Source organism: Neobacillus camarae (assembly GCF_054950115.1).
Genome location: NZ_JBUCKX010000003.1, coordinates 241497 through 261480, shown reverse-complemented (window position 1 = coordinate 261480; position 19984 = coordinate 241497). Strand labels below are relative to the sequence as shown.

24 protein-coding genes and 2 pseudogenes are annotated in these 19984 nt (G+C 38.0%); 18 read left to right on the top strand and 8 right to left on the bottom strand.

What is annotated here, in order from left to right:
• Positions 1 to 249: 249 nt before the first annotated feature.
• From ACY8D0_RS16435 to ACY8D0_RS16405, 7 genes and pseudogenes are all read left to right on the top strand, one after another.
• Positions 250 to 435, top strand: a complete 186-nt coding sequence (locus ACY8D0_RS16435) for a hypothetical protein (RefSeq protein WP_462411604.1) — start codon at positions 250 to 252, stop codon at positions 433 to 435.
• Between the two features lie 382 nt (positions 436 to 817).
• Positions 818 to 973, top strand: coding sequence for a hypothetical protein (locus ACY8D0_RS16430; RefSeq protein WP_462411603.1), 156 nt, complete (start codon positions 818 to 820; stop codon positions 971 to 973).
• A 121-nt stretch (positions 974 to 1094) separates the two neighbouring features.
• Positions 1095 to 2174 (top strand): hypothetical protein, encoded by a 1080-nt coding sequence (locus tag ACY8D0_RS16425; RefSeq protein ID WP_462411602.1) that lies wholly within the window; start codon positions 1095 to 1097, stop codon positions 2172 to 2174.
• 1 nt (position 2175) lies between these two features.
• A complete protein-coding gene (locus ACY8D0_RS16420; protein ID WP_462411601.1) occupies positions 2176 to 2946 on the top strand; it encodes a hypothetical protein in 771 nt (256 codons plus the stop codon).
• Between the two features lie 120 nt (positions 2947 to 3066).
• Positions 3067 to 3278, top strand: a pseudogene (locus ACY8D0_RS16415) (DUF6366 family protein).
• Positions 3279 to 3440: 162 nt separating this feature from the next.
• On the top strand, positions 3441 to 3767 hold the full coding sequence (locus tag ACY8D0_RS16410) for an antibiotic biosynthesis monooxygenase family protein (protein ID WP_462411600.1): 327 nt from the start codon (positions 3441 to 3443) through the stop codon (positions 3765 to 3767).
• Positions 3768 to 3985: 218 nt separating this feature from the next.
• The gene (locus ACY8D0_RS16405) at positions 3986 to 4615 is read left to right on the top strand and encodes a class I SAM-dependent methyltransferase (protein ID WP_462411599.1); all 630 of its coding nucleotides are present in this window, start codon (positions 3986 to 3988) and stop codon (positions 4613 to 4615) included.
• Between the two features lie 228 nt (positions 4616 to 4843).
• On the opposite strand, the gene ACY8D0_RS16400 is transcribed toward ACY8D0_RS16405, so the two are convergent.
• Positions 4844 to 5554 (bottom strand): DUF4386 domain-containing protein, encoded by a 711-nt coding sequence (locus ACY8D0_RS16400; RefSeq protein ID WP_462411598.1) that lies wholly within the window; start codon positions 5552 to 5554, stop codon positions 4844 to 4846.
• 262 nt (positions 5555 to 5816) lie between these two features.
• Entirely contained in the window at positions 5817 to 6443 is a 627-nt protein-coding gene (locus ACY8D0_RS16395; RefSeq protein WP_462411597.1) for a metal-dependent hydrolase, read from the bottom strand.
• 449 nt (positions 6444 to 6892) lie between these two features.
• Between ACY8D0_RS16395 and ACY8D0_RS16390 the strand changes: the two genes are divergently transcribed.
• Together ACY8D0_RS16390 and ACY8D0_RS16385 are read left to right on the top strand one after the other, a co-directional pair.
• Positions 6893 to 7081, top strand: coding sequence for a hypothetical protein (locus ACY8D0_RS16390; protein ID WP_462411596.1), 189 nt, complete (start codon positions 6893 to 6895; stop codon positions 7079 to 7081).
• An 81-nt stretch (positions 7082 to 7162) separates the two neighbouring features.
• Positions 7163 to 7741, top strand: a complete 579-nt coding sequence (locus ACY8D0_RS16385) for an HAD-IA family hydrolase (protein WP_462411595.1) — start codon at positions 7163 to 7165, stop codon at positions 7739 to 7741.
• A 103-nt stretch (positions 7742 to 7844) separates the two neighbouring features.
• On the opposite strand, the gene ACY8D0_RS16380 is transcribed toward ACY8D0_RS16385, so the two are convergent.
• Positions 7845 to 8228 (bottom strand): DUF1398 family protein, encoded by a 384-nt coding sequence (locus tag ACY8D0_RS16380; RefSeq protein WP_462411594.1) that lies wholly within the window; start codon positions 8226 to 8228, stop codon positions 7845 to 7847.
• A gap of 59 nt (positions 8229 to 8287) precedes the next feature.
• Positions 8288 to 8488, bottom strand: a complete 201-nt coding sequence (locus ACY8D0_RS16375; RefSeq protein WP_462411593.1) for a small, acid-soluble spore protein, H family — start codon at positions 8486 to 8488, stop codon at positions 8288 to 8290.
• 264 nt (positions 8489 to 8752) lie between these two features.
• Here ACY8D0_RS16375 and ACY8D0_RS16370 point away from each other — a divergent pair, with 264 nt between their 5' ends.
• Positions 8753 to 8953, top strand: coding sequence for a cold-shock protein (locus tag ACY8D0_RS16370; protein WP_462411592.1), 201 nt, complete (start codon positions 8753 to 8755; stop codon positions 8951 to 8953).
• A 433-nt stretch (positions 8954 to 9386) separates the two neighbouring features.
• Here the strand turns inward: ACY8D0_RS16370 and ACY8D0_RS16365 are convergent, their stop codons facing one another.
• Both ACY8D0_RS16365 and ACY8D0_RS16360 read right to left on the bottom strand, forming a co-directional pair.
• Positions 9387 to 10400: a zinc-dependent alcohol dehydrogenase gene (locus ACY8D0_RS16365; RefSeq protein WP_462411591.1), complete on the bottom strand. Its 1014-nt coding sequence runs from the start codon at positions 10398 to 10400 to the stop codon at positions 9387 to 9389.
• A gap of 18 nt (positions 10401 to 10418) precedes the next feature.
• Positions 10419 to 11240, bottom strand: coding sequence for an SDR family oxidoreductase (locus ACY8D0_RS16360; RefSeq protein WP_462411590.1), 822 nt, complete (start codon positions 11238 to 11240; stop codon positions 10419 to 10421).
• Between the two features lie 105 nt (positions 11241 to 11345).
• On the opposite strand from ACY8D0_RS16360, the gene ACY8D0_RS16355 reads away from it, so the two are divergent.
• Both ACY8D0_RS16355 and ACY8D0_RS16350 read left to right on the top strand, forming a co-directional pair.
• Complete coding sequence (locus ACY8D0_RS16355; RefSeq protein WP_462411589.1) at positions 11346 to 11888, top strand: TetR family transcriptional regulator; 543 nt, start codon at positions 11346 to 11348, stop codon at positions 11886 to 11888.
• A 206-nt stretch (positions 11889 to 12094) separates the two neighbouring features.
• Entirely contained in the window at positions 12095 to 13081 is a 987-nt protein-coding gene (locus ACY8D0_RS16350) for a ring-cleaving dioxygenase (RefSeq protein ID WP_462411588.1), read from the top strand.
• 124 nt (positions 13082 to 13205) lie between these two features.
• Here the strand turns inward: ACY8D0_RS16350 and ACY8D0_RS16345 are convergent, their stop codons facing one another.
• On the bottom strand, positions 13206 to 14156 hold the full coding sequence (locus ACY8D0_RS16345; RefSeq protein ID WP_462411587.1) for an aromatic acid exporter family protein: 951 nt from the start codon (positions 14154 to 14156) through the stop codon (positions 13206 to 13208).
• Positions 14157 to 14361: 205 nt separating this feature from the next.
• On the opposite strand from ACY8D0_RS16345, the gene ACY8D0_RS16340 reads away from it, so the two are divergent.
• From ACY8D0_RS16340 to ACY8D0_RS16330, 3 genes and pseudogenes are all read left to right on the top strand, one after another.
• Positions 14362 to 15174, top strand: a complete 813-nt coding sequence (locus tag ACY8D0_RS16340; protein ID WP_462411586.1) for a PP2C family serine/threonine-protein phosphatase — start codon at positions 14362 to 14364, stop codon at positions 15172 to 15174.
• A 151-nt stretch (positions 15175 to 15325) separates the two neighbouring features.
• Positions 15326 to 15652 (top strand): annotated as a pseudogene (locus tag ACY8D0_RS16335) (hypothetical protein); the annotation flags it as partial.
• Positions 15653 to 15681: 29 nt separating this feature from the next.
• Positions 15682 to 16128 (top strand): GNAT family N-acetyltransferase, encoded by a 447-nt coding sequence (locus ACY8D0_RS16330; protein WP_462412481.1) that lies wholly within the window; start codon positions 15682 to 15684, stop codon positions 16126 to 16128.
• 160 nt (positions 16129 to 16288) lie between these two features.
• On the opposite strand, the gene ACY8D0_RS16325 is transcribed toward ACY8D0_RS16330, so the two are convergent.
• Complete coding sequence (locus ACY8D0_RS16325) at positions 16289 to 17467, bottom strand: YeeE/YedE family protein (protein ID WP_462412480.1); 1179 nt, start codon at positions 17465 to 17467, stop codon at positions 16289 to 16291.
• Between the two features lie 780 nt (positions 17468 to 18247).
• On the opposite strand from ACY8D0_RS16325, the gene ACY8D0_RS16320 reads away from it, so the two are divergent.
• The 3 genes from ACY8D0_RS16320 (at position 18248) to ACY8D0_RS16310 (ending at position 19955) form a co-directional block, all read left to right on the top strand.
• Positions 18248 to 18745 (top strand): hypothetical protein, encoded by a 498-nt coding sequence (locus ACY8D0_RS16320; RefSeq protein ID WP_462411585.1) that lies wholly within the window; start codon positions 18248 to 18250, stop codon positions 18743 to 18745.
• A 78-nt stretch (positions 18746 to 18823) separates the two neighbouring features.
• Positions 18824 to 19243 carry a hypothetical protein gene (locus ACY8D0_RS16315; RefSeq protein WP_462411584.1) on the top strand — a complete coding sequence of 140 codons (420 nt, stop codon included), beginning with the start codon at positions 18824 to 18826 and terminating at the stop codon, positions 19241 to 19243.
• A gap of 178 nt (positions 19244 to 19421) precedes the next feature.
• Positions 19422 to 19955 (top strand): cupin domain-containing protein, encoded by a 534-nt coding sequence (locus tag ACY8D0_RS16310; protein ID WP_462411583.1) that lies wholly within the window; start codon positions 19422 to 19424, stop codon positions 19953 to 19955.
• Positions 19956 to 19984 lie beyond the last annotated feature (29 nt).

Here is a 19984-nt window from a genome sequence, read left to right as displayed (position 1 = left end):
ATTCCGTAATCCAAGAAGCACATGGATGCTTAAGATTTAAAAAAATATTAATTGAGTCAATAAAACTAATTCTCTGAGTCATTGTATATAGGATTCCTGTTCCCTATAATTTAAATAAAAGTAATTGGATTAAAAAATTAATTCTAAAACCTAAGTAGTGGATTTACGACAAAATTTGGGTGAAATAGAAATTAACTTATTCGATGTATGAAGAAGGTAAAATATGATTTATCAAAAGAAAGGAGTAATATGAACAAATTCCTAAATTGGTATGAACGAGTGTTTGAGGAATTAAAAAAAGATCAATCTTACGATCGCATGGAAAGTTATTATCATTGTATAGAGTACTTAAATGATAGTTTAATTTTTGAGAAAAGTATTGGTAAAAAACATCCTGAAATTCAGTTGTATGATTCTGAACATGGTAAAGAATAAGTTTTATATGCTTTGCCCCAGCTAATCAGCAATTTTATTTACCTGTATACAACGATGAAATAGGGGAAAAAATGCAAATTTTATTTGATTCCTTTGAGGACATTCAAAAATTCTTTGTCGGAAGTTGGATTCGGTACTCACGTATTCTTGAAAAGGAATTCGAAAATGAGGTTAAATACATTGACTTATTTCAGAATATTATAAATAAAATGGATAAATTAGAAGTATGATAATATTTATTTTTAAAAATTTGCAGTCTATGTTTTAAGAATTAGCTTTTAACCAACTTGGAAATGGCCATTGGCTTCCAAGTCTTTTTGTGGTTGAAAGAAGTGAGCCATGAGAGCCGAGGTCATGTGTGCAAATCTAGAGAATTCAACAGATGGGGGAAGGTATTAGCTCACAGACTGTTGTACTGGAGCGGATTCATTGGGCACTTGATGAATTGAAACAGAAAAATCCTGTCCATTCTGCCAATCCGAAGGCTGCGACTTATATGGAAGTTTTGTACATAATAGTTTTATTAAAACAAATTTAAGAATGATATAATACAATTCAATAAATATTTTAAAAAAATTCAACTGTTAGTTTAGAAAGTTCCGGAAAATTTAGTAAGATGGTAAAAGATAAATAAGATTTAGTTAAAGAGGATATGAAGTATGAGCATCGATTTGCTTACAATGATTGAGGAAGAAAAGGACCAATGGATTGCCAAGGCAATGGGCCGATTTAATCGAAGGTTCCGTTTTGAAGGGCAAAGCCACGAGAAGGAACAGGAGCTGGATGAAATAAATGGAGAAAAATCGCCAGAAAATCAAATCCTGCAGCTAAAAAACATCCAGCAAACCATGTACAGGCAGATTACCCTTGAATTGGAACAATTGGATAACGAAATCGGGTTGTTAATGAAAAGCATCAAGGAAGATGTGCAGAGGGATGGGAATCTAGCCGATGCCGCCCGATACATACAACAGGAAATAGACCAGTTTGAAAGCCTGATAACAGAAATGGATGACATCCAACTCTATAAATTTAATTGCCTATTATACGAGAAATTCGAGTTTGATGCGAAAAAAATCCAAGTCGTGTTTAAGCACAGGAAAACGTCGAGGCTCGTAGAAAGCTTTCATGAAGTAGAGAGGGAAATGAAGGAATCCTATAAGCAGCAGCTCGATGAGATTACAAAGAAGTTTAAACAAATGCGGAGTGAAACCGCATCTTCCGCCAAAATAGAGTTTCATGCCAATCCTCCGGTAGTTGAACTTTCATTGAACCATGGCCGCGGGCTTGATCAATATTTATTGCTGAAAAATTTTGAAGAAGATTATCAGATTGCCCAAGATACGTTAAACGAACAGAATACCATCGTTTACGATTATTATCTCAGCCAAGTGGAACGTGTGAAACAGATTGGAAAACAAGAGCTCATGGGGCTTTGTGATGCGAAGAGAGCGCATCAACAAATTGCGTTACAAGATGCTGAGGAAACACAAAAACAAAGACAGCAAAAGGAAAAGACTGTGGCAGAACTACAAGAGAAACGAACAAGGGTACAATCGGTTTGCAATCGGGGCTTGGACCAAATGTTGAAATTGGATGAATTTTTAAAGGAAGAATTTGTGGAGGCTGTCTCTAAATGGCAGGAAAAAATGTTTGCTGAAGAGGCAACGGATGTGGAACGATGGATGTATCATCAATACTGCCAGGTTATTTTAAAGCAAGCAGAAAGGATTATCTGAAATGAACACGTCTAAAACAATCGTGGATGAAAAATATGAGGAAGCCATCCAATCGTTAAAAAAAATTAATGACCTTTTATTTTACGATGAATTAAAAAAACTGTTAGAACAGCGTGAACAAACGATGTCCGAGTTGAATGAAGAAGTATACGAGTCCGTTGAAAAAATGCAGAAATCGTTAAACAATGTTCCGCTGAATATCAGTGAACAGCTGAAGGAAGCCGTCATTACACCGCAGTCGGAACTGTTCGATAGCGGGATGAGGCAGCTCAATGACAAAATCCTTCTGCTGGATGAAAAGATTGCCTTGTGGGATCAGCGATATCAAGAATATGTCACGATGACGGAACAGTTGCTGGAAGATTTAAAAGACCGGCAGCGGAATGATTATCAGTTCATCGAAATGCAAACCGAAAAGGTCCTGGAGGTCATTCGGTCATCACAGGAGCAAGTCCATGTGCTGGTGGCAAGAGAGATCAACGAACAGGCGTCCATCCTGAATGTCAAATATGATTCGATAAGTGAAAGGTTATCCTTTATTCATAATCACCTTACTTCTGTTGAAGCTAACTTTGTGGCAGAGGCGGAACAATGGAAATTATTGTATCAGCAAGACCAAAAGGAGCTTCTGGAGAAGTGGGAAGAAAAATGGAAGCTGAGCGAGGGCAGGGCTGCCAAGGAGGAGGACCGGTTTAAAAAATGGTTCATCGGGCTGGCTGTGGGACAGGGAGTTTCCCTCCTGTTATTGCTGGTGTTTTTCTTTTTGAAATAAGGAGCCTTGTGGAGTTCTGCCGACTTTAGTACCAGTATATGGATATCGTTAACTGTCACTGTTCGCCCATAAAAAGTTCATGTGCGAAATTGGCTGCTTTCATTCACAGGGGGTGCTGAAGTGCGGGATAACAAAGAAACTCTAGAACAGAGAAGAGAGAATTTAAGACAAAAAGAATTGAAAAGCCATCCAACGGGGAATATGAACGATGCTTATAATAGGCGAACAGCGGAAATCTAGTGGATTTAGTAGGCAGCTTAGGTTGGAAAGGCACGGGGCTTCTTATTTTTGTCATCGTAATTGGCTTTACTATTGTATCGCTATTCTTCTAGTAACGAGCCCAAGAATTAAAGATTAAGCTGTTTTGGGCAGCTTTGTGTCACTAAAGGGAAAATAGTAAAAATCCAGCTCCCATTTCAGCCGGATTTTTTAAAAGAAAGAGTATGATTCTCTTGAAAAATCGATTACAAACTATTTTTAGGGGGGGGAGAATTGTGAGTGATTATGCAAAAACTCCAGAACCACCTTATTATGCAGTAATATTTTCATCACAGCGTACTCAAGGTGACAACGGTTACGGGGAAATGGCAGATAAAATGGTTGAGTTAGCATCAAAGCAAAAAGGATTTTTAGGAGTGGAAAGTGCTCGTGATGAAGGATTAGGAATTACCGTTTCTTACTGGGATTCATTAGAATCAATTAAGAAATGGAGAGATAACGCTGTTCACAAACTCGCACAAGAAAAGGGCAAAACCATTTGGTACCAAAATTTCGCTCTCCGGGTGAGTAAAGTCGAGCGACAAAACTTTTTTGAGCTGTAATAACTCTTTTTTATGTCTTATTCAAATAACGATTACGTTACTTTTAAGTTGGGATTGGTGAGAATCCCATCTTTTTGTTTTTTAACTAACTTTTCAAAAAACCTAAACTTATAACAAACGGTTGTGGGATAAAAGTTACAACCTGAACATAATCAAATTTATCACGGTTAACACTAGAATGAAGAAAGAGAGCTAATTTTTGTAAAGGAGATTGAGGTATGACGGAATTTTGGGAATCAAGTTTTATTAAAAATCAAAAGATGTGGGGATTTGAACCTTCAGACTCCGCCATCTTGACTAAGGACTTTTTTCTTGAAAAGAAAGTGAAGGATATATTGATTCCTGGCATTGGATATGGCAGAAATGCAAAGGTTTTTATTGAAAGCGGAATAAATGTAACAGGGATAGAGATTTCAGAAACAGCGATTGAATTGGCAAGGGAAAGTGAGCTCGATATTCCTATTTTTCATGGTTCAGTAACCGATATGCCTTTTGATAACAAACTTTATGATGGCATATTTTGTTATGCGCTTATTCACTTATTGAATCAACGTGAGAGAGAGAAGTTTATTAAAGATTGCTATAATCAGTTAAAGCCAAACGGATATATGATTTTTACTGCCATTTCAAAAGAGGCCCCCATGTATGGAAAGGGCAAACAACTGGGGAAAGACTATTTCGAGACAAAAGATGGGGTAAAAATGTTTTTTTATGACAATGACTCGATTGTACAGGAATTTGGAAATTATGGACTAATAGAAGTTTCGGAAATTGTGGAGCCACATAAGAATATGGAAACAAAACCTCCATTTAAATTTCTAATGGCAAAATGTCAAAAAGAAGTATGATGACGGTCCCGTAAAATGACGTGGCGTTTTTTTGTTTCATTTCATGTATATTATTAATTTTTCAAAATACCGTTTTTTTTCATAAGTGTCCACGCTTCATTAACTGCTCCTAAAGCCCCTAGCCATTGCCACAAGAGCTGTAGGGTAAATAGGAGCAGAGCCCCTAAACCCTAGCCCTTGATAAAGGAATGATGAGCTTTTGGTGCGGGGAGGCAAGCGTTGATTCTGTTAAGCTTCCTGTGGATTTTTTTGATTTCTTATGAGCGCAATTCCCAGAATGGTCATCCAAATAAGCCACAGTGTGCTGCCGATGGGGGCCGCCCACCCGATTACAGGGAAGCCAGGTATGACTGTGGCAAAAAGTTCAGTTTGTCCGAGTACATAAATAAGGGATGCAATAATGCCGAACCAATTGATCAATGGATGCATGGTTTTATATTTGATGAAATGAATAGAAACAGTCAAAGTCCAAATAATCGTGAAGATTTGGCCCAGATGTTCTCCAAGAATAACGCCGCCATATTGGTGAACGACAAGGAAAAGGATAGATAAGGTCTCCTCAGAAAGACTGGAATGATTAGCGTAATAATTAGACAGGATGGGGACGACAAATACCCATCTTAATAATCCTATAATCTGAGTCATTCCTCCAATGATCATAAAGTAGGTTGCAACTCTTACAGACTGATATTCCTCACCGATGATTTTTCTTAAAAAAATAACAGCCCAAAAGAGTGGAAGTCCGGCAAGGGAAAACACCCACCAAACGAAGATTAATGGAGTACCTCCCTGATGAAAATTGGTTAGGATTTCACCTACCGGCTTTCTAAGGATGGCGGGGTAATCAAAAATGAAGGTAAGCGTAATGTAAGGTACAAAGAGCAACAAAGATCCCAAAATAAACAACATGCCGGCTTGCCGGTGTAATTGCTGATTCATAGAACAACTTCCTTCCCAATAACGTTAGTAAGCTTACTCAACATTTAGAATAAACAGCATTTCTAGGAATCCTAGAAATAAAGTATTAAATGCTCAATTGCTTTATTACTAAGTGAAGGAAATTTACTTAGGAAAATTAAAGTGTTACTGAGGGAGAGTAGAACAGGGGACCTGCTCCTTGTCCCATGATAATTGCATATATAGATAACGAAAAGCCTTGCCGGATGAACCAGCAAAGCCGTTTTGAACTATGTAGTTAGAGTTATAATTCCATAGATGAAAGTGGCAAAAATAGCTTAACACCCCGTTTATTAAAGGGAAGGATCTTTAAATCCGCGACCAGATGACTAATGTATCCTCCGAGACAGGTATAAAAGACTCCTTGAATTCCTAAGGATGCCTCGAAATTGGAGGCAATAACCCCAAAGAAAACAATTCCCAAGATTGAATGAGTATAGCTTCGGTGAGAGCTAAAAGAAGCTATGACTATGTAAATTCCAAATAGAATAATCCATAGTTCCTGTAATGAAAATCCTCCGACTAGGACAGCCATCCCGGTGATCGTTAACATATGCTTTTGCTTAATAAGGGAGGAAACCACCATAATTAAACACCCGACTCCAATCCCCAGCCATCGCTCTGAAGCTGATTTCTCTAGGAAACTATAAAAAATCATCATGATCCCAATGATCAGGGCAGATAGCCGAATCACCTTATGCGACAGAGTAATTTTTCCGCGAAGCTTTCCGTCAATATCCAGATCCGGGATTAATCCTGAGACAGCTCCTAATCCGACAAACAAGAGTGTCACGGAAGGAGAGGATTGAAACGTATTGGCAACCATAAATCCAGTTGCCGATCCAATTACTGCGTGTGATGTACCATTCAATTTCATTCCACCTCTAAAATAATTAATGTAGACTTAACTATTCTATACCAAAACGTACGTTCTGTTTAGACTTAAATAAGGTTTTTAGCTAAATATTACTGCTGTTTCGACCTAATATTTTTAATCGGGAAGAGTTATTGACTGCCTTCTTGTAATGGAATGGCGCAGATTTGTTGGGGATTATTATTATTTGGATATTTTATCCGATTTTTGTAGTATCCTATAAATATTTTGTAGAATTCCGAAGTCAGTTTGTAGAATACGCTGATTCATTTGTAGGATCCGGTCCCCGGTCCTAAAAATCAATCCTATTTTTCAAAAGAGACTTAGTGTAACTTAAAGTGGAAAAGTACATTGCGCAAATACACCATAAGGGATAAAAACTATATTCGACTGGTAAACTGATGTATAGTTAGAACATAGGAAGGCACATCACAAGAGGGTATGGAATGAAGGTATATAGATTAAAAAAGCAGTTTAATGGATATAAAAAAGGAACGCAGTTTTATTTGATTGCTGAATCAGAATTTATCGGGGTTAAAGAGTTTGTCTTGAGGACAAAGGATTTGACTAATAGGATATCAATTAATGAAAGTGAATTTGGTAAGAATTTTGTTTTTATAAAGGAAATATTTTGACAATGAAAGTACAGAGCAGGAAAGTTGAACAATGTTTTCTTCGAAAGTAAAGCTACATAAAGATAAAAAGGATGATTGGAATTGAACATTTTATGGGACTTTGATGGTACATTATTTGATACATATCCTGCGTATACTAACCTACTTTCTCAGGTTTTGGGAGATAAAGTGGATCGGCAGGAAATCTATGAAAAGTTAAAAGTTTCGTATTCGCATGCCATTCAATTCTACAACATTTCCGCGCAACAGGAAGTAGAGTTAAAAGTGCTGAGGAAGAATTTGTCTCCCAAAGATATAAAACCCTTTGAAAACGTGGAAGACGTCTTAAAATTTGCAGATAAAAATGTCATTATGACCCATAAACATCGTGAAGGTGTTTTAGCCATATTGGAGTACTACGGCTGGGACCAATACTTTGTGGATATGGTGACGATTGATGATGGATTCCCTCGTAAACCCGATCCAGCCTCATATAGTTATTTGCACACAAAACACGGTATCGATTTAGCGATTGGGGACAGAGAGTTAGATTTATTGCCAGCAAAGGAATTAGGAATTTCTACGTGTATTTTCCAAGGTTATAGTGCTGAAGCGGAGTATCGTTTAGAACACTACTCGGATTTTTTAAAAATTAAGTTTGAAAAAATGGTTGGTCGATAATAAAAAAATTTTCTAGTCCATCACTAATTAATAGGGAAAATTCAACTACTTAAAAGGTTTAGGAGTTGTTTTTGTAACCATTTATCATTATCACCATTGATTTTTAAAGTTGAAGCGGTTCAACGATCTGTTCACCATTCTTCCCAGTGTAAATAGCTCTTTTTTCTGCAATATTCACGTTATATGTTTCAATACCTGCGTTAGCCATTTCTCTAAGAAAATCTAAAAAGGGGAGTGTTATGTTTGCGATGGCTTGTACAGCCTGTCCTCTTTCAAAGTGATCGGCAATCACAAAGCTAACCTGTGGTTCAGTTTTTATCTTGGATTTCTCGCCCCTGTAAGTGGCTTGACCTGTAGCAACATTTATATCGTATCTGCCGACTCCAATGCTTGATAATTCCTCCAAAAATTCAGAAAAACTGGTCTTTCCGGTGCTTCTTCTTTCCATAATCTCATGTAACTTTTTCTCTGTCAGTTTGTCACTCATAGATCGTTCCTCCGACATATTTGTATCAATATCCAGTTCTCGTTATAAGCAAATATCGTTTATTTGTCCGTATAATATTCTCCCGTTTCTTCCAAATCGTTGATGGTCACGATTTGTCTTTCACTATGAACACCTCGCTCAGAGATTATGGCCTTGGTTGATGTCTCGTCAATGCTCTCGATCCAAACAGGGATTCCATGATAGTGTACGGCAATTTCTTTATCAGATAATAGAATTTCCTTCACACAATCAAAATTCATATAAACACCCCATTATACTCTATAAATATCATTAGATATTGGCATAGAGATAATGTATGTTGTAACAGTTAATTTATACGTCACCCGGATTTTTCAAATATTATGGGATATAAGCTTGCAATTACATTTGAAATAGGGTAATATTAAGTAGAATTATTTTTGTTCGGTGTAAAGGATTGTATTAGGTAAACTTTTCGTCTTGATGATCACTGAGAGCAAGGATAGTAACACAATGTGTGTTTTGCACACTAGGAGGCAATATTAATGGAAACAGGTAAAGTAAAATGGTTCAACAGCGAAAAAGGCTTCGGATTCATCGAGCGTGAAGGTGGAGATGACGTATTCGTTCATTTCTCAGCTATTCAAGGCGAAGGTTTCAAAACTTTAGACGAAGGTCAAACAGTTACTTTCGATGTTGAGCAAGGCCAACGTGGAGCTCAAGCAGCTAACGTTCGTAAAGCTTAATTAGAAAAAATAAAAAGACAGACTCTTTTCAGAGTCTGTTTTTTTATTTATATGGCTCTGTTATTATTCATTGTTTATTTTCAAGTAGGTATGAAAATTCATAGGACGGAGAATCTCCGGCTAATGTATATAGAGAAAGCATAAGAAGCAGATGTAAGCGGAGATATTCCGATTAACTGCTCCAAATAAAACAAAATCCAAAGCCTTGGATAATTTAAAACAAATTTTTACTGCTTATTTTGAAGACACAGTAAAATCAACATTCAGTTATAACAGCCATTTATAAAAAAATCCCCGCTCACGGATGAGCAGGGCACATGAAAACAGTAAATCAAACGGTAAACAAAGTGTAACACATAATCACGAATTATGCTAATGACCATGGGGGAGATTTATTCCATGGGGTTAAAAATAGAAGGCGGATAAAGCCACTTTAATGTAATTCCACTAATACCTTTACTTTTTCTTTGGCGGAAATAGCCACATCAAAAGCTTCTTGGACATCATCAAGTTTATATACATGTGTGATGAGGCTGTCCAATTTGGTTTTAGGATTGGATAAATGTTCCACCACTTTAAGAATATCTTCCGAAGTATAACCGCTGGCTCCAACCATATTTACTTCCTTTGACATTACATCTATTAAACTAACAGGGACTTCCTGTTTATAGACGGCAACAATGGCAATTCTGGCTTTTGGCTTGACGATTTCCATCACACGTTTGAATAATCCTGCTGCACCTGCGGCATCCACATAGGCATCTACATTTGGAACCATTTTTCCGTAAACATTCACTTCACCAAAATGTCTTGTTAAACCGTCCGTTAAATCTTCGCTTTTTGTGTTGATGGTTTTGGCACCCAGATCTGTGGCCTTTTGTAACCGCCACTCATCGATGTCCACGACACAAACATTTTCGATTCCTTCTGCCAATAAACATCCTGCAGCCGAAAGACCAATTGGACCGGCACCTAACACCACAATATGTTCATGTGGCTGCGGGTTCACGCTAAAGGCACCATGACGCCCGACGCTCACTGGTTCCATTAAAGCTGCCGTTCTAGCCGGAACAGGTGAACCAAAAGCAAACAAATTGACATTCAACTTGGCATCTTCAATTACGACATACTGCGAGAAACCGCCGCATTCTAATGATAGTGCCCGGCCGACACGTTTAGCGGTGATCGGATTGACGCCTACTAACATACCGACCTGGATATCTTCTGATACATCTGCGCCAACTTCTATCACTTCCCCCGCCATCTCATGACCGAATTCTCTGCCAAACCGAATCCCTAATTCCGATCCAACCTTAATTATATTGATATCTGTCCCACAAATTCCACCATATAAGTTTTTGATTAAAACATCGTGGCTGCCAATCTTAGGCATTGGGCGTTCTTCTACACGAACATCATTTTTTCCTTGATAGATTGCAGATTTCAAATCGATTTTCCTCCTTTACTATTGCATGCTAAGAGCCTGGAGCTTTTGCATATTGGCGGTTGTCCCGCCATCCACCCGGATATCAGTACCGGTAATATAAGAGGCAGAATCACTTATTAAAAAGTCGACTACTGTGGCGATTTCCATCGGTTCACCTTCCCGTTGAAGCGGAGTGTTGTCCAACATGATTTTCATTTGTGCTTGATGGGCGGCTTCTTGCCGTCCCATAGGCGTATTAATGGATCCGGGAGAAACAGAAACAATCCGGGCACCTTTTTGCCCCCAAGCCCATGCTTGATCTTCTACTAATAAGTTCACACCCAATTTCGAGAAGCTGTAGGCAGCGCCTGGATTTCCTTGTGAAAATTGTTCCATTGTTTCGATAGCATTTTCGGCTAATGGGTTTTTTAATGCCGCTGTATAGGGGCCTTCTTTTGGAACAAAGTGGGCACTCATCGAAGAGATGCAGACAGCTATCGTACCTGGCACCGCTAGTTTAATAAACTCATCTAAAACAATACCTGTTCCAACTAGGTTTACTTCGGTAATCCGCCTAGAATCTGCCATGGTAGGTGATAACCCAGCTGTGTGAACAATGGACTTTAGCTCCCCTAAAGAAGCCGCCTTATCAGCTAGTGCTTTCACGTTAGCCGCGTCTGTAATATCCACCGTTTGGTAGTGTACATCCGTGATTCCTTTTGTTGCGAGGTCTTCTTTTGTTTGGGCTAAATGTTCCTCATTTACGTCGGCTAAAAGAACGGTTCCTTTTGTGCCAACCAATTCTGCAACCGCTTTCCCCATTCCGCCTGAACCACCGGTAATCACATATACGTTGGTCATCCTTTTTCCCCCTTAAATTCTTATTACATCTTAATCGTATGGTATAATTTGGCTAAGTACAAACGACATTTTGCCATGAAATGTCCATTCGCAAGGGGGCCCTTTATGTATACTGCAACATACGATCAGATAACAACGAAGCATTATATTATTTGGGGATTTATGGATCTTCTCGAGTCGACTAATATGGAATTGATTTCTGTCAAAGATATTGTTAAAAAAGCAGGGATCAGCCGTTCAACCTTTTATCTGCACTTCAAAGATAAATATCAACTGATGGAAACGGTTCGAGAACAGAACACGAATAAGTTTTTATCGTTTTATGAAAATGACCATCAGGAAAAGGAAAGCGGCTCGCTGATTGGAACGACGACGCTAAAATTATGTCAGCATATTCATGAAAACCGCAACTTTTATAAACATGAACTGAATGAACCAGAATACGTTCAAAGCCTTTCTGATGCATTAGCTCAAAAATTGATGAACGTATACTCCGACACTGGTTATGCCATTTTTGCCAGTTATGGAACCATAGGATTTCTGACACATTGGGCTAAAAATCAATTCCATATGAGTCCGAAAGAAGCATCACAGCAATTGACGAAAATCGGAATAACAGATTGGACCAAATTCAATACTTATATCTAATGCCTTTCTTTCATAAACATTCACGTCACCAGAAATCGTTATTGACAAATAGGGATTTAAGATTTAAAATTATCTCGAATTCAAGATATATTCATTCAAGACATTTAGACTTTGAAAAAAGTGGCATAATAAGCATTAATTGACCAATGGGTGAGAAAAACTTGGGAGAAAATGCTCAATGTATGAAAAATAAGGAGGAAATAAAAATGAACGAATTAAAAGGGGTACACCACGTTACAGCCATTACAAGCAGTGCAGAAAAGATTTATGAATTTTTCACTTACGTTTTGGGACTGCGGCTAGTAAAGAAAACCGTGAACCAAGATGACATCCAAACCTATCATTTATATTTTACCGATGATGTTGGAAGCCCAGGAACGGATATGACATTTTTTGATTTTCCAGGAATTTCAAAAGGGGTACATGGAACAGACGAGATTTCCAAAACATCCTTCCGTGTACCAAATGATGCAGCGTTAGTTTATTGGGAAAAACGGTTTAACCGCTTAAAGGTGGAACATACAGGAATGAAAGAACAGTTTGGAAAAAAAACACTGTCATTTGTTGATTTCGACGATCAGCCGTACCAATTGATTTCAGATGAAAACAATAAAGGTGTGGCCGCCGGTACACCATGGCAAAAAGGACCGATTCCTTTAGAATATGCCATCACAGGACTTGGACCGGTCTTCGTCCGGATCTCCAACATTGATTACTTCAAAGCGCTGATGGAAGAGGTATTGTTATTTAAAGAAACTGCGAAAGAGGCTTCTTTTCATTTGTTTGAAACAGGGGAAGGCGGGAATGGGGCCTCGGTCATCGTGGAATATAATACGGTTTTACCTCGGGCACGCCAGGGGTTTGGAACCGTACACCATGCTGCGTTCCGTGTCGAGAATCGGGCTGAACTGGATGAATGGAAGAACCGGATGGAATCCTTCCGTCTCCCGAATTCCGGTTATGTGGAACGGTATTATTTCGGTTCCTTGTACACCAATGTTTATCCGCAAATCCTGTTCGAAATAGCGACAGACGGGCCAGGCTTCATGGGAGATGAACCATATGAAACACTTGGAGAAAAGCTGTCGCTGCCGCCATTCTTTGAATCAAAACGAGAACAAATTGAAAAATTGGTACGGCCAATTGATACAGTAAGAAGTACTAAAATATTTGATAAGGAATACGAAGATTAATTAGGGATGATGAACTACTCCTGCATATGGGAGTAGTTTAATTTTTTAGGGAATTCCAACAGATATGCCGACGGTTCTGTGGGCTTTTAATATACATGAAAAAAATACAGAACAGTCCAATGGATTATACTTTTAACGACTTTTTAATCAGTAAATATTGTTCCATTTCATTTAAGATCTGGTATAACTGGGCTCTTGCCTCAAATTCTTCTCTGGTTTCCGGGAGGGGTTCTTCCCTGAATTGAACTTGCAATTCACGCAGACGATTTAAATGAAGCTGTGCCGTGTTTCCCGGGTGAATCGCTTCGCTTAATGCCTCCAGGAAGTCCGCTATCATATACCGCTGTTCAACGAGCGGGCCAATTGAAGTCACCATCGGCAAAATCCGTTCAATAATTTCAAATTGTTTTTCACGCGTTTGGAAATAGTGGTAGTAATAATTCTGTGTCCTTAGGAAGTGGTTTTCAACATCACGAAACGCTAAACTCTTTGCCTCTTCGAGTAAGCGGGCCGTTTCAATGATTTCCTCACCCAGCCAGCGGCTTTCATTGGTCCGAAGGTAAGAGACCATCTCCTGGAAAATCGTTCGGAAATTTTTTTCTATTTCCACCTGATATTGTTTCATTTTCTTATCAAGACTCGGCATGTATAGATTGACCAGCAGTGCCACTCCAATCCCAATCACAATAATCGCCAACTCGTTCCATATAATATCAAGAGTGATATTCTTGCCTGTATACAGATGAAGTATAATGACCGAACTGGTGACGATCCCTTCACTTACCTTTAAACGGACGGTAACGGGAATAAACACTAAAAGCAGCAGACCAATCACAACGGGATGGTAGGCAATGGCTTCAAAGAAAATAAATGAAAAGGCGATGGCAATCAGGCAGGCTAAAAACCGGGCATATGCGGCATGCAGCGATTTCTTTTGGGAACTCTGCACACAAAGGATCGTCAGTATTCCTGCGGAAGCAAAAGAATGCAATCCGAAAAATTGAGCAATACTGATGGCTGCAGCGGCACCGATAGCCGTCTTAACGGTCCGATAACCAATTTTTAATGGTAACATATCATACCTCTAATCTAGGAATATTATTTCCTAGTATATAAAAAAATGCCGTATGCATCTAGAGATATATGTTTTGACGGTCAGTCGGATTATGAAAAAATTCTTCATATTTAGTTCTATCTAATAGAGAAACTGATATTTGTTCTAATATAATAGAAAAAAGTACGTTCAGATTACCGATATTAACGAGACAGGGGGAGTACCAATGGAGGAACATACCATTAGTGAATTCGTGTGGATTGGGAGCCAAATGAACTTCGTAGACAAAATAAATATTTATTTTATGAACCACGTATCAATTGGTCGTTTTGGTGGAAATTCTGTTGCAGGACAGTACAAAAATGAAGATGGTTGTTTGATATGGGCAGATGAAAAAGCAAATTGGGAGTTTGTCGTTATTCTAGATGCACATAATTCCTCCGAAAGTGCTGAATTAGTATTAGAGCAATTCTCTAAGAGAAAGACTGAGATACAAAATCTATTAATACTTCCCTATGAGCAAACTTTCATGAGCCTTGAAGGAACAATACTAAACTTGTTCCAAGATGAAAAATTTATTTCCGATTGTCGAAAAGTTAATGGTGAAACATCATGTTTAATTATCCTAAGAAAAGATAAATATGTTTGGTGGTTTTCAATAGGCGATTGTATTTCCTACCTATTTCATTTGGAACTTGCCAATCTTGGCCAGTATCAAATAAACCAAAGACAATTTTATGAATGGGTTGGACAAGTCAACACGTTTGACCAAGTGGTTCCTTGCTATAGTAGTGGAATAAGAGAACTAAGAAAAGGAATAAATCGTATATTTTTGACAACTGATGGATTAGTTGAATGCCCTAATGAACCCTTCTCAAACCCAAAGGAAATTTACAATGTATTGAAACAACATCAGATAAACGATGGAATCATGCGCCTGCTTCAAACCATCAAAGAAAATAACGTAAGAGATAGTACAACCATCATTTCTTGGGACGTGAGTGTAACAGTTGATGTAACAAAACCAAGTGATGAATAAGTGAATTAGCCCCATTTTGTTCAAATAAAAAATCAAAAATAATCTCAGCTTCTTCTTTTTCACTTCTTTAACTATTTTAAACTCTTTGTTTTTATTTATCATTTACATATGATAATACGTATCTTGAGATAAATGAATAGAAAGGAGATGGATGGGAGTAAGACGAAACAAACGAATCTTCGACTACATCGTTATTGGGACAGGCCCTGCCGGTGCAGTAATCGCCAAGTCGCTTACGGATGATAAAGAAACATCCGTTCTCATATTGGAGGCGGCAACAGGCTTTAAAGAAATTCTTGATTATAATGATCCTCATACTCCGCTCGGACCCTTCCCGCGCTGGCAGTTGTACCAGCAGCCGAACGGCCTATGGGAAAGCTCCTCGACCGCATTTTTTTCATCCGATATTGTAACACCTGACGGTAAAGGGGTAAATGGCCGAAAACTTAGGGTGTCTCTCAATTCAACAGCCCTTCAAAAACAAGTCTTAAGGAGCTATTTGCAGTGATGCAAGAGGAATTCACAATAACTCAATATAATCCTATGTATGCTGAACAGACAGTGGAAATGTGGCGGGATAGTAAGGAACGGGCTATTGGGCAGAAAGAAATTCATAGCTTTGAAAGTCATCTTCATTTTCTAAATCATATATTGCCCAATCAATACCAAATTAATTTAGCGTTAATGGACGACAAAGTTGTTGGGATGATTGCCTATAATGAAAGGGAGATCAGCCAACTTTATTTTCATATTGATTATCAAGGAATCGGTATAGGCAAAACCTTGCTTGACAAGGCAAAAGAACAATCAAGTGGGAGATTAACTTTATATACATTCGAAGTAAATGAAAACGCACAACGATTCTATGTAAAGAATGGATTTAAAATCATTGATAGAGGACATGAAAATGAAGAAAATTTAGATGATATTCAATATGAATGGCTATCTCAATAAAGTGTGAAAATAAAAATTCCGAGTTTATAAAAGTGATAGGGTAATATATAGTTGGCAGGTAGAAAGATGAATGTGATCAGTTACTACTTAGAGGAAAACCAGCAGGGAAAAATTTTATGAAAAAGCCTGCAGAAAAAGTAATTCTGCAGGCTCAATTTCATTAACAGAATGTGTCTTTTGATGATGGAACCTTTAACCCAAATAATGGCCGGCTATACATGGCAACGAATGTTCCAAGCATAGCCATAATAGCCCAAACCCATCCGTGAAGGCTAAAAGAAGAAATGCCGCCAAAATAAGCTCCGATGTTACATCCGAATGCAAGGCGGGAACCGTATCCCATTAATAAGCCTCCAAGAATAGCCGCACCGGCTACACCTGGTTTTATTTTTTTAGGCTTAAAAGTACCTTGGAAGGAAGCTGCAATAAAGGCTCCCAAGATGATTCCGAAGTTCAACAAACTGGTGGAATCGGCCAGGACGGTGTCTTTAAGTGCCTGTCCGTTTGGCCCGGCAAAATAACCCCAGCTGGAAACATCTATACCTACTCCATTTAGGAATTTTCCACCCCATAGAGCAAAGGCAGAAGTGATTCCCCATGGATTTCCACGAACCGTAAGGACTAAAGCATTTAGCACGGCTAAAACAACCGCAGCCGTAAATAATGGCCATGAACCTCGTAAAACCTTTTTCCAACCAGTTGTTGTCGGAAGTGGTTTCATCATTGGAGGTTTTTTCTTTTTCGCCATCTGAATGGTAATCAAGTAGATAGCGACAAATACCACCATTTGAAGAAGCCAAGCGCCAAAATAACCCAGACCAGTTGTTTCTGCAAATGAAATGGGCGGGAGGGCAGGAGTATTGTTCCAAAATGGCAGGTGATAAGCTCCAAGAGTGGAACCCGCAATAAAGGCAATCAGAGTCAAGATCATGGAAGATGAGCCTCCACCTAAATTATATAAGGTCCCAGATGCACATCCATTTCCAAGCTGCATTCCGATTCCAAAAAGAAAAGCTCCCAAAATAACGCTAATACCAACTGGAGAAACATAACCCTTTGGTACAATACCGGTAAAGCTAAAGCCAGTGCTTAGGATAATAGCAAAAAGCGTCGTTGAGACAGCAAACATCAGCATATGCGCTTGGAGTCCCTGGACATTTCCCACGGAAACCAGTCTTCGAAAAGCTGAAGTAAATCCGAAGCGGGCGTAAAGCAATGTGGCTCCTAAAAATAAACCGATAATGAATAGGCTGCCTTGTATCCAATTGGAAGATTGGGCGATAGCAAATAATAAAATTAGAGATATAATAATCCCGACTGCAACCAATCCCTTTTGCATTGGGCTAAGCTTTGTTACAACAGTGGTTGATTGGGATTTATAATTCAACGGTTTAGTAGTGCTTACTACTGTTTGAGACAAATTCGTTCACCTCTATAACCTATTGGGTTAGTATGATTTAAAATGCTTTACTATACTAATACAAGCGAAGTGAATTGTAAAGGGGTTAAAGACTTCCAGTTTTTAGGCTGTATAAAAAAGAAAAAGTACAAAATCAAATTTTGCTGAAGTGGAGGAATAAAAACCCTCTTTTCCTTAAACCTAATAAAGGACAAAATCTTAAAATATAGCGAGCTGATGGTACTGAAACTCCTTTTCATACTAAGTTTAGCAATCATTTTTTTAATTTCATTCTTCGTCACCAAAAAAAGCCTCCACGTGTTGATAAACATCTTTAATTATTTTGTTTTAGGAATCCTAATTACAAGTTATTTTGGGGTATTAGGTGTCAATTTTAACCTTTGGAAAGTGGCGAAAGATTGTCATTTATTCATCATTCTATTCATATATGAAATAATCCGTAATGGTTCCTTTACTATACGTTGCGTATTTTAATTTTCTGTATACTTTAAAATCTCTATTTTCAAAGGTGATGCTGACAATCATTTTATTGGGGATTTTTTATGGTTTTGAAGTGCTTTTTGTCAAATGGAAGGTATTTATTTTTATAAATTGGGATTATTGGAAAGCACTTGCTTCATATTTGGGAATTTTATTGGTTGCCTATTTCTTTCAAAAGTGTTTCCAAATGGTTTTAAGGAAAGAGGGGATAGAATCTAAATGACACTTCCACAAAATTTTGACCAGAATGAATGGTTTATTATTTTATGGTTAGTGATTTCTTGTACCATCGTTTGGTTTCTGCCCAAACGGTACCCATTAAGTATCACAATATTAATGATGGTCTATTCCGCAACAGTGGCAAGATTTTCGGATCACTTGTTGTCAATACCTCAATCAGATTTATATGATGTAATGGATGGACCGAAATTTGAACTATTTGATTTATTCTCTTACGCTTTATATGCGCCATTCGGTTATTTATTTGTCTATTTTTTTGAAAGATTAAATATTAAGGGGCTTTGGATAGCCGTATATATTGTTATTTGTTCATTCGGAGGTACAGGATTTGAATGGATAGCCAAGTATTTTAATGTTTTTACTTATAAAGGATGGTTGATATCCTATTCATTCACCGTTTATTTAATAGTCCAAACCTTCACTGTACTGTTTTACAAATACATTAAATATGTACATAAAATCTCTATCGAGAAGTGACTAGTGAGTTCAAAGGTGGTATAGGGGGGCTCCTTAAGGAGAAAATAACCTCAAATGATTGGAAGAGGTAGATGATGAATGAGGATTATAGCCGCATTATTTTCATTGTTAATGCCTGGTGTGGGGCAGTTTTATAATAGGCAATTCATAAAAGGTGTAATCTTTCTTATCATTGAACATTTTGACAATATATTTGGAAAAATTAACAAGGCCATACAACTTGATTTAAATGGTCTTCATCAGCAGGCATTAGAAACCGTTGTTTATGATGGAATGTTATTCTATCCGGGTTTCTATGTATTTACAGTCTGGGATGCTTGGTATTATGCAAAAAAAGAGGTAAATAAAACAACTTCGGCTATTCCTTTTATTATTGGCGGATTCTTAGGGGAATTTGGTGCCATTTTTGCTTCAAGGCTGCCCATTCCAACTTTAACAGTAGGTTCCTTAATGATTATTCCGATGATAATAGGCATGTTTATTTTTAGAAAATTTTAAAATAAAAGCATCTATTTTTATCGCTGGTGTCTTTACATTAGTGTTGACAGTAAAACTTCCTTTATTCTGACTCGCTTGCAAATGAAAAAGGACACGCTTAGTTTGCTCCGTCCATAGGTACATTCCCATAAATAGAGCATACGATAATTTGTATAAATCTGTGAAGGGATTGAATGAAATGTACCACACCCCCTGGATGTATCCTTACCCATATCAACCTACTACTTATAGCACGAATGTCCCAATATATAACCATTATGTAAATCATCCTGATTATTGGAATTTGAATCAGAACGCAAGAATCCCGGTAAAAGATTACGGCCGGAAACCATTTGTTGTGAATATTAATGACGCTTCCAAGCGCAACACTACCTATCGTACCGCTTTATGGACCGGGAAGCATTTGCAGGTGACATTGATGAGTATTAATGTCGGTGAAGACATCGGTTTGGAAATTCACCCTAACGTTGACCAGTTCTTACGGGTGGAACAAGGTCAGGGGATTGTGCAAATGGGCAAAAGTAAAGATCATTTAGACTTTGTTCAAAGAGTACATGATGATTTTGCCATCATGATTCCTGCCGGCACTTGGCATAATGTTACCAATACAGGATATACTCCGTTAAAACTCTATTCCATATATGCTCCTCCACAACACCCACCTGGTACAGTTCATGTAACGAAAGCACAGGCCTTAGCGAGCGAACAGTGAATAGACACTATTTTTTCTGCTTGTGGGAA

Excerpts from the sequence above, each read along its gene's own strand:
- ACY8D0_RS16435 (WP_462411604.1), top strand. The coding sequence starts at position 250 with ATGAACAAATTCCTAAATTGGTATGAACGAGTGTTTGAGGAATTAAAA.
- ACY8D0_RS16430 (WP_462411603.1), top strand. The coding sequence starts at position 818 with ATGGGGGAAGGTATTAGCTCACAGACTGTTGTACTGGAGCGGATTCAT.
- ACY8D0_RS16425 (WP_462411602.1), top strand. The coding sequence starts at position 1,095 with ATGAGCATCGATTTGCTTACAATGATTGAGGAAGAAAAGGACCAATGG.
- ACY8D0_RS16420 (WP_462411601.1), top strand. The coding sequence starts at position 2,176 with ATGAACACGTCTAAAACAATCGTGGATGAAAAATATGAGGAAGCCATC.
- ACY8D0_RS16405 (WP_462411599.1), top strand. The coding sequence starts at position 3,986 with ATGACGGAATTTTGGGAATCAAGTTTTATTAAAAATCAAAAGATGTGG.
- ACY8D0_RS16400 (WP_462411598.1), bottom strand. The coding sequence starts at position 5,554 with ATGAATCAGCAATTACACCGGCAAGCCGGCATGTTGTTTATTTTGGGA.
- ACY8D0_RS16390 (WP_462411596.1), top strand. The coding sequence starts at position 6,893 with ATGAAGGTATATAGATTAAAAAAGCAGTTTAATGGATATAAAAAAGGA.
- ACY8D0_RS16380 (WP_462411594.1), bottom strand. The coding sequence starts at position 8,228 with ATGAGTGACAAACTGACAGAGAAAAAGTTACATGAGATTATGGAAAGA.
- ACY8D0_RS16375 (WP_462411593.1), bottom strand. The coding sequence starts at position 8,488 with ATGAATTTTGATTGTGTGAAGGAAATTCTATTATCTGATAAAGAAATT.
- ACY8D0_RS16370 (WP_462411592.1), top strand. The coding sequence starts at position 8,753 with ATGGAAACAGGTAAAGTAAAATGGTTCAACAGCGAAAAAGGCTTCGGA.
- ACY8D0_RS16360 (WP_462411590.1), bottom strand. The coding sequence starts at position 11,240 with ATGACCAACGTATATGTGATTACCGGTGGTTCAGGCGGAATGGGGAAA.
- ACY8D0_RS16355 (WP_462411589.1), top strand. The coding sequence starts at position 11,346 with ATGTATACTGCAACATACGATCAGATAACAACGAAGCATTATATTATT.
- ACY8D0_RS16350 (WP_462411588.1), top strand. The coding sequence starts at position 12,095 with ATGAACGAATTAAAAGGGGTACACCACGTTACAGCCATTACAAGCAGT.
- ACY8D0_RS16345 (WP_462411587.1), bottom strand. The coding sequence starts at position 14,156 with ATGTTACCATTAAAAATTGGTTATCGGACCGTTAAGACGGCTATCGGT.
- ACY8D0_RS16340 (WP_462411586.1), top strand. The coding sequence starts at position 14,362 with ATGGAGGAACATACCATTAGTGAATTCGTGTGGATTGGGAGCCAAATG.
- ACY8D0_RS16330 (WP_462412481.1), top strand. The coding sequence starts at position 15,682 with ATGCAAGAGGAATTCACAATAACTCAATATAATCCTATGTATGCTGAA.
- ACY8D0_RS16325 (WP_462412480.1), bottom strand. The coding sequence starts at position 17,467 with ATGCAAAAGGGATTGGTTGCAGTCGGGATTATTATATCTCTAATTTTA.
- ACY8D0_RS16320 (WP_462411585.1), top strand. The coding sequence starts at position 18,248 with ATGACACTTCCACAAAATTTTGACCAGAATGAATGGTTTATTATTTTA.
- ACY8D0_RS16315 (WP_462411584.1), top strand. The coding sequence starts at position 18,824 with ATGAGGATTATAGCCGCATTATTTTCATTGTTAATGCCTGGTGTGGGG.
- ACY8D0_RS16310 (WP_462411583.1), top strand. The coding sequence starts at position 19,422 with ATGTACCACACCCCCTGGATGTATCCTTACCCATATCAACCTACTACT.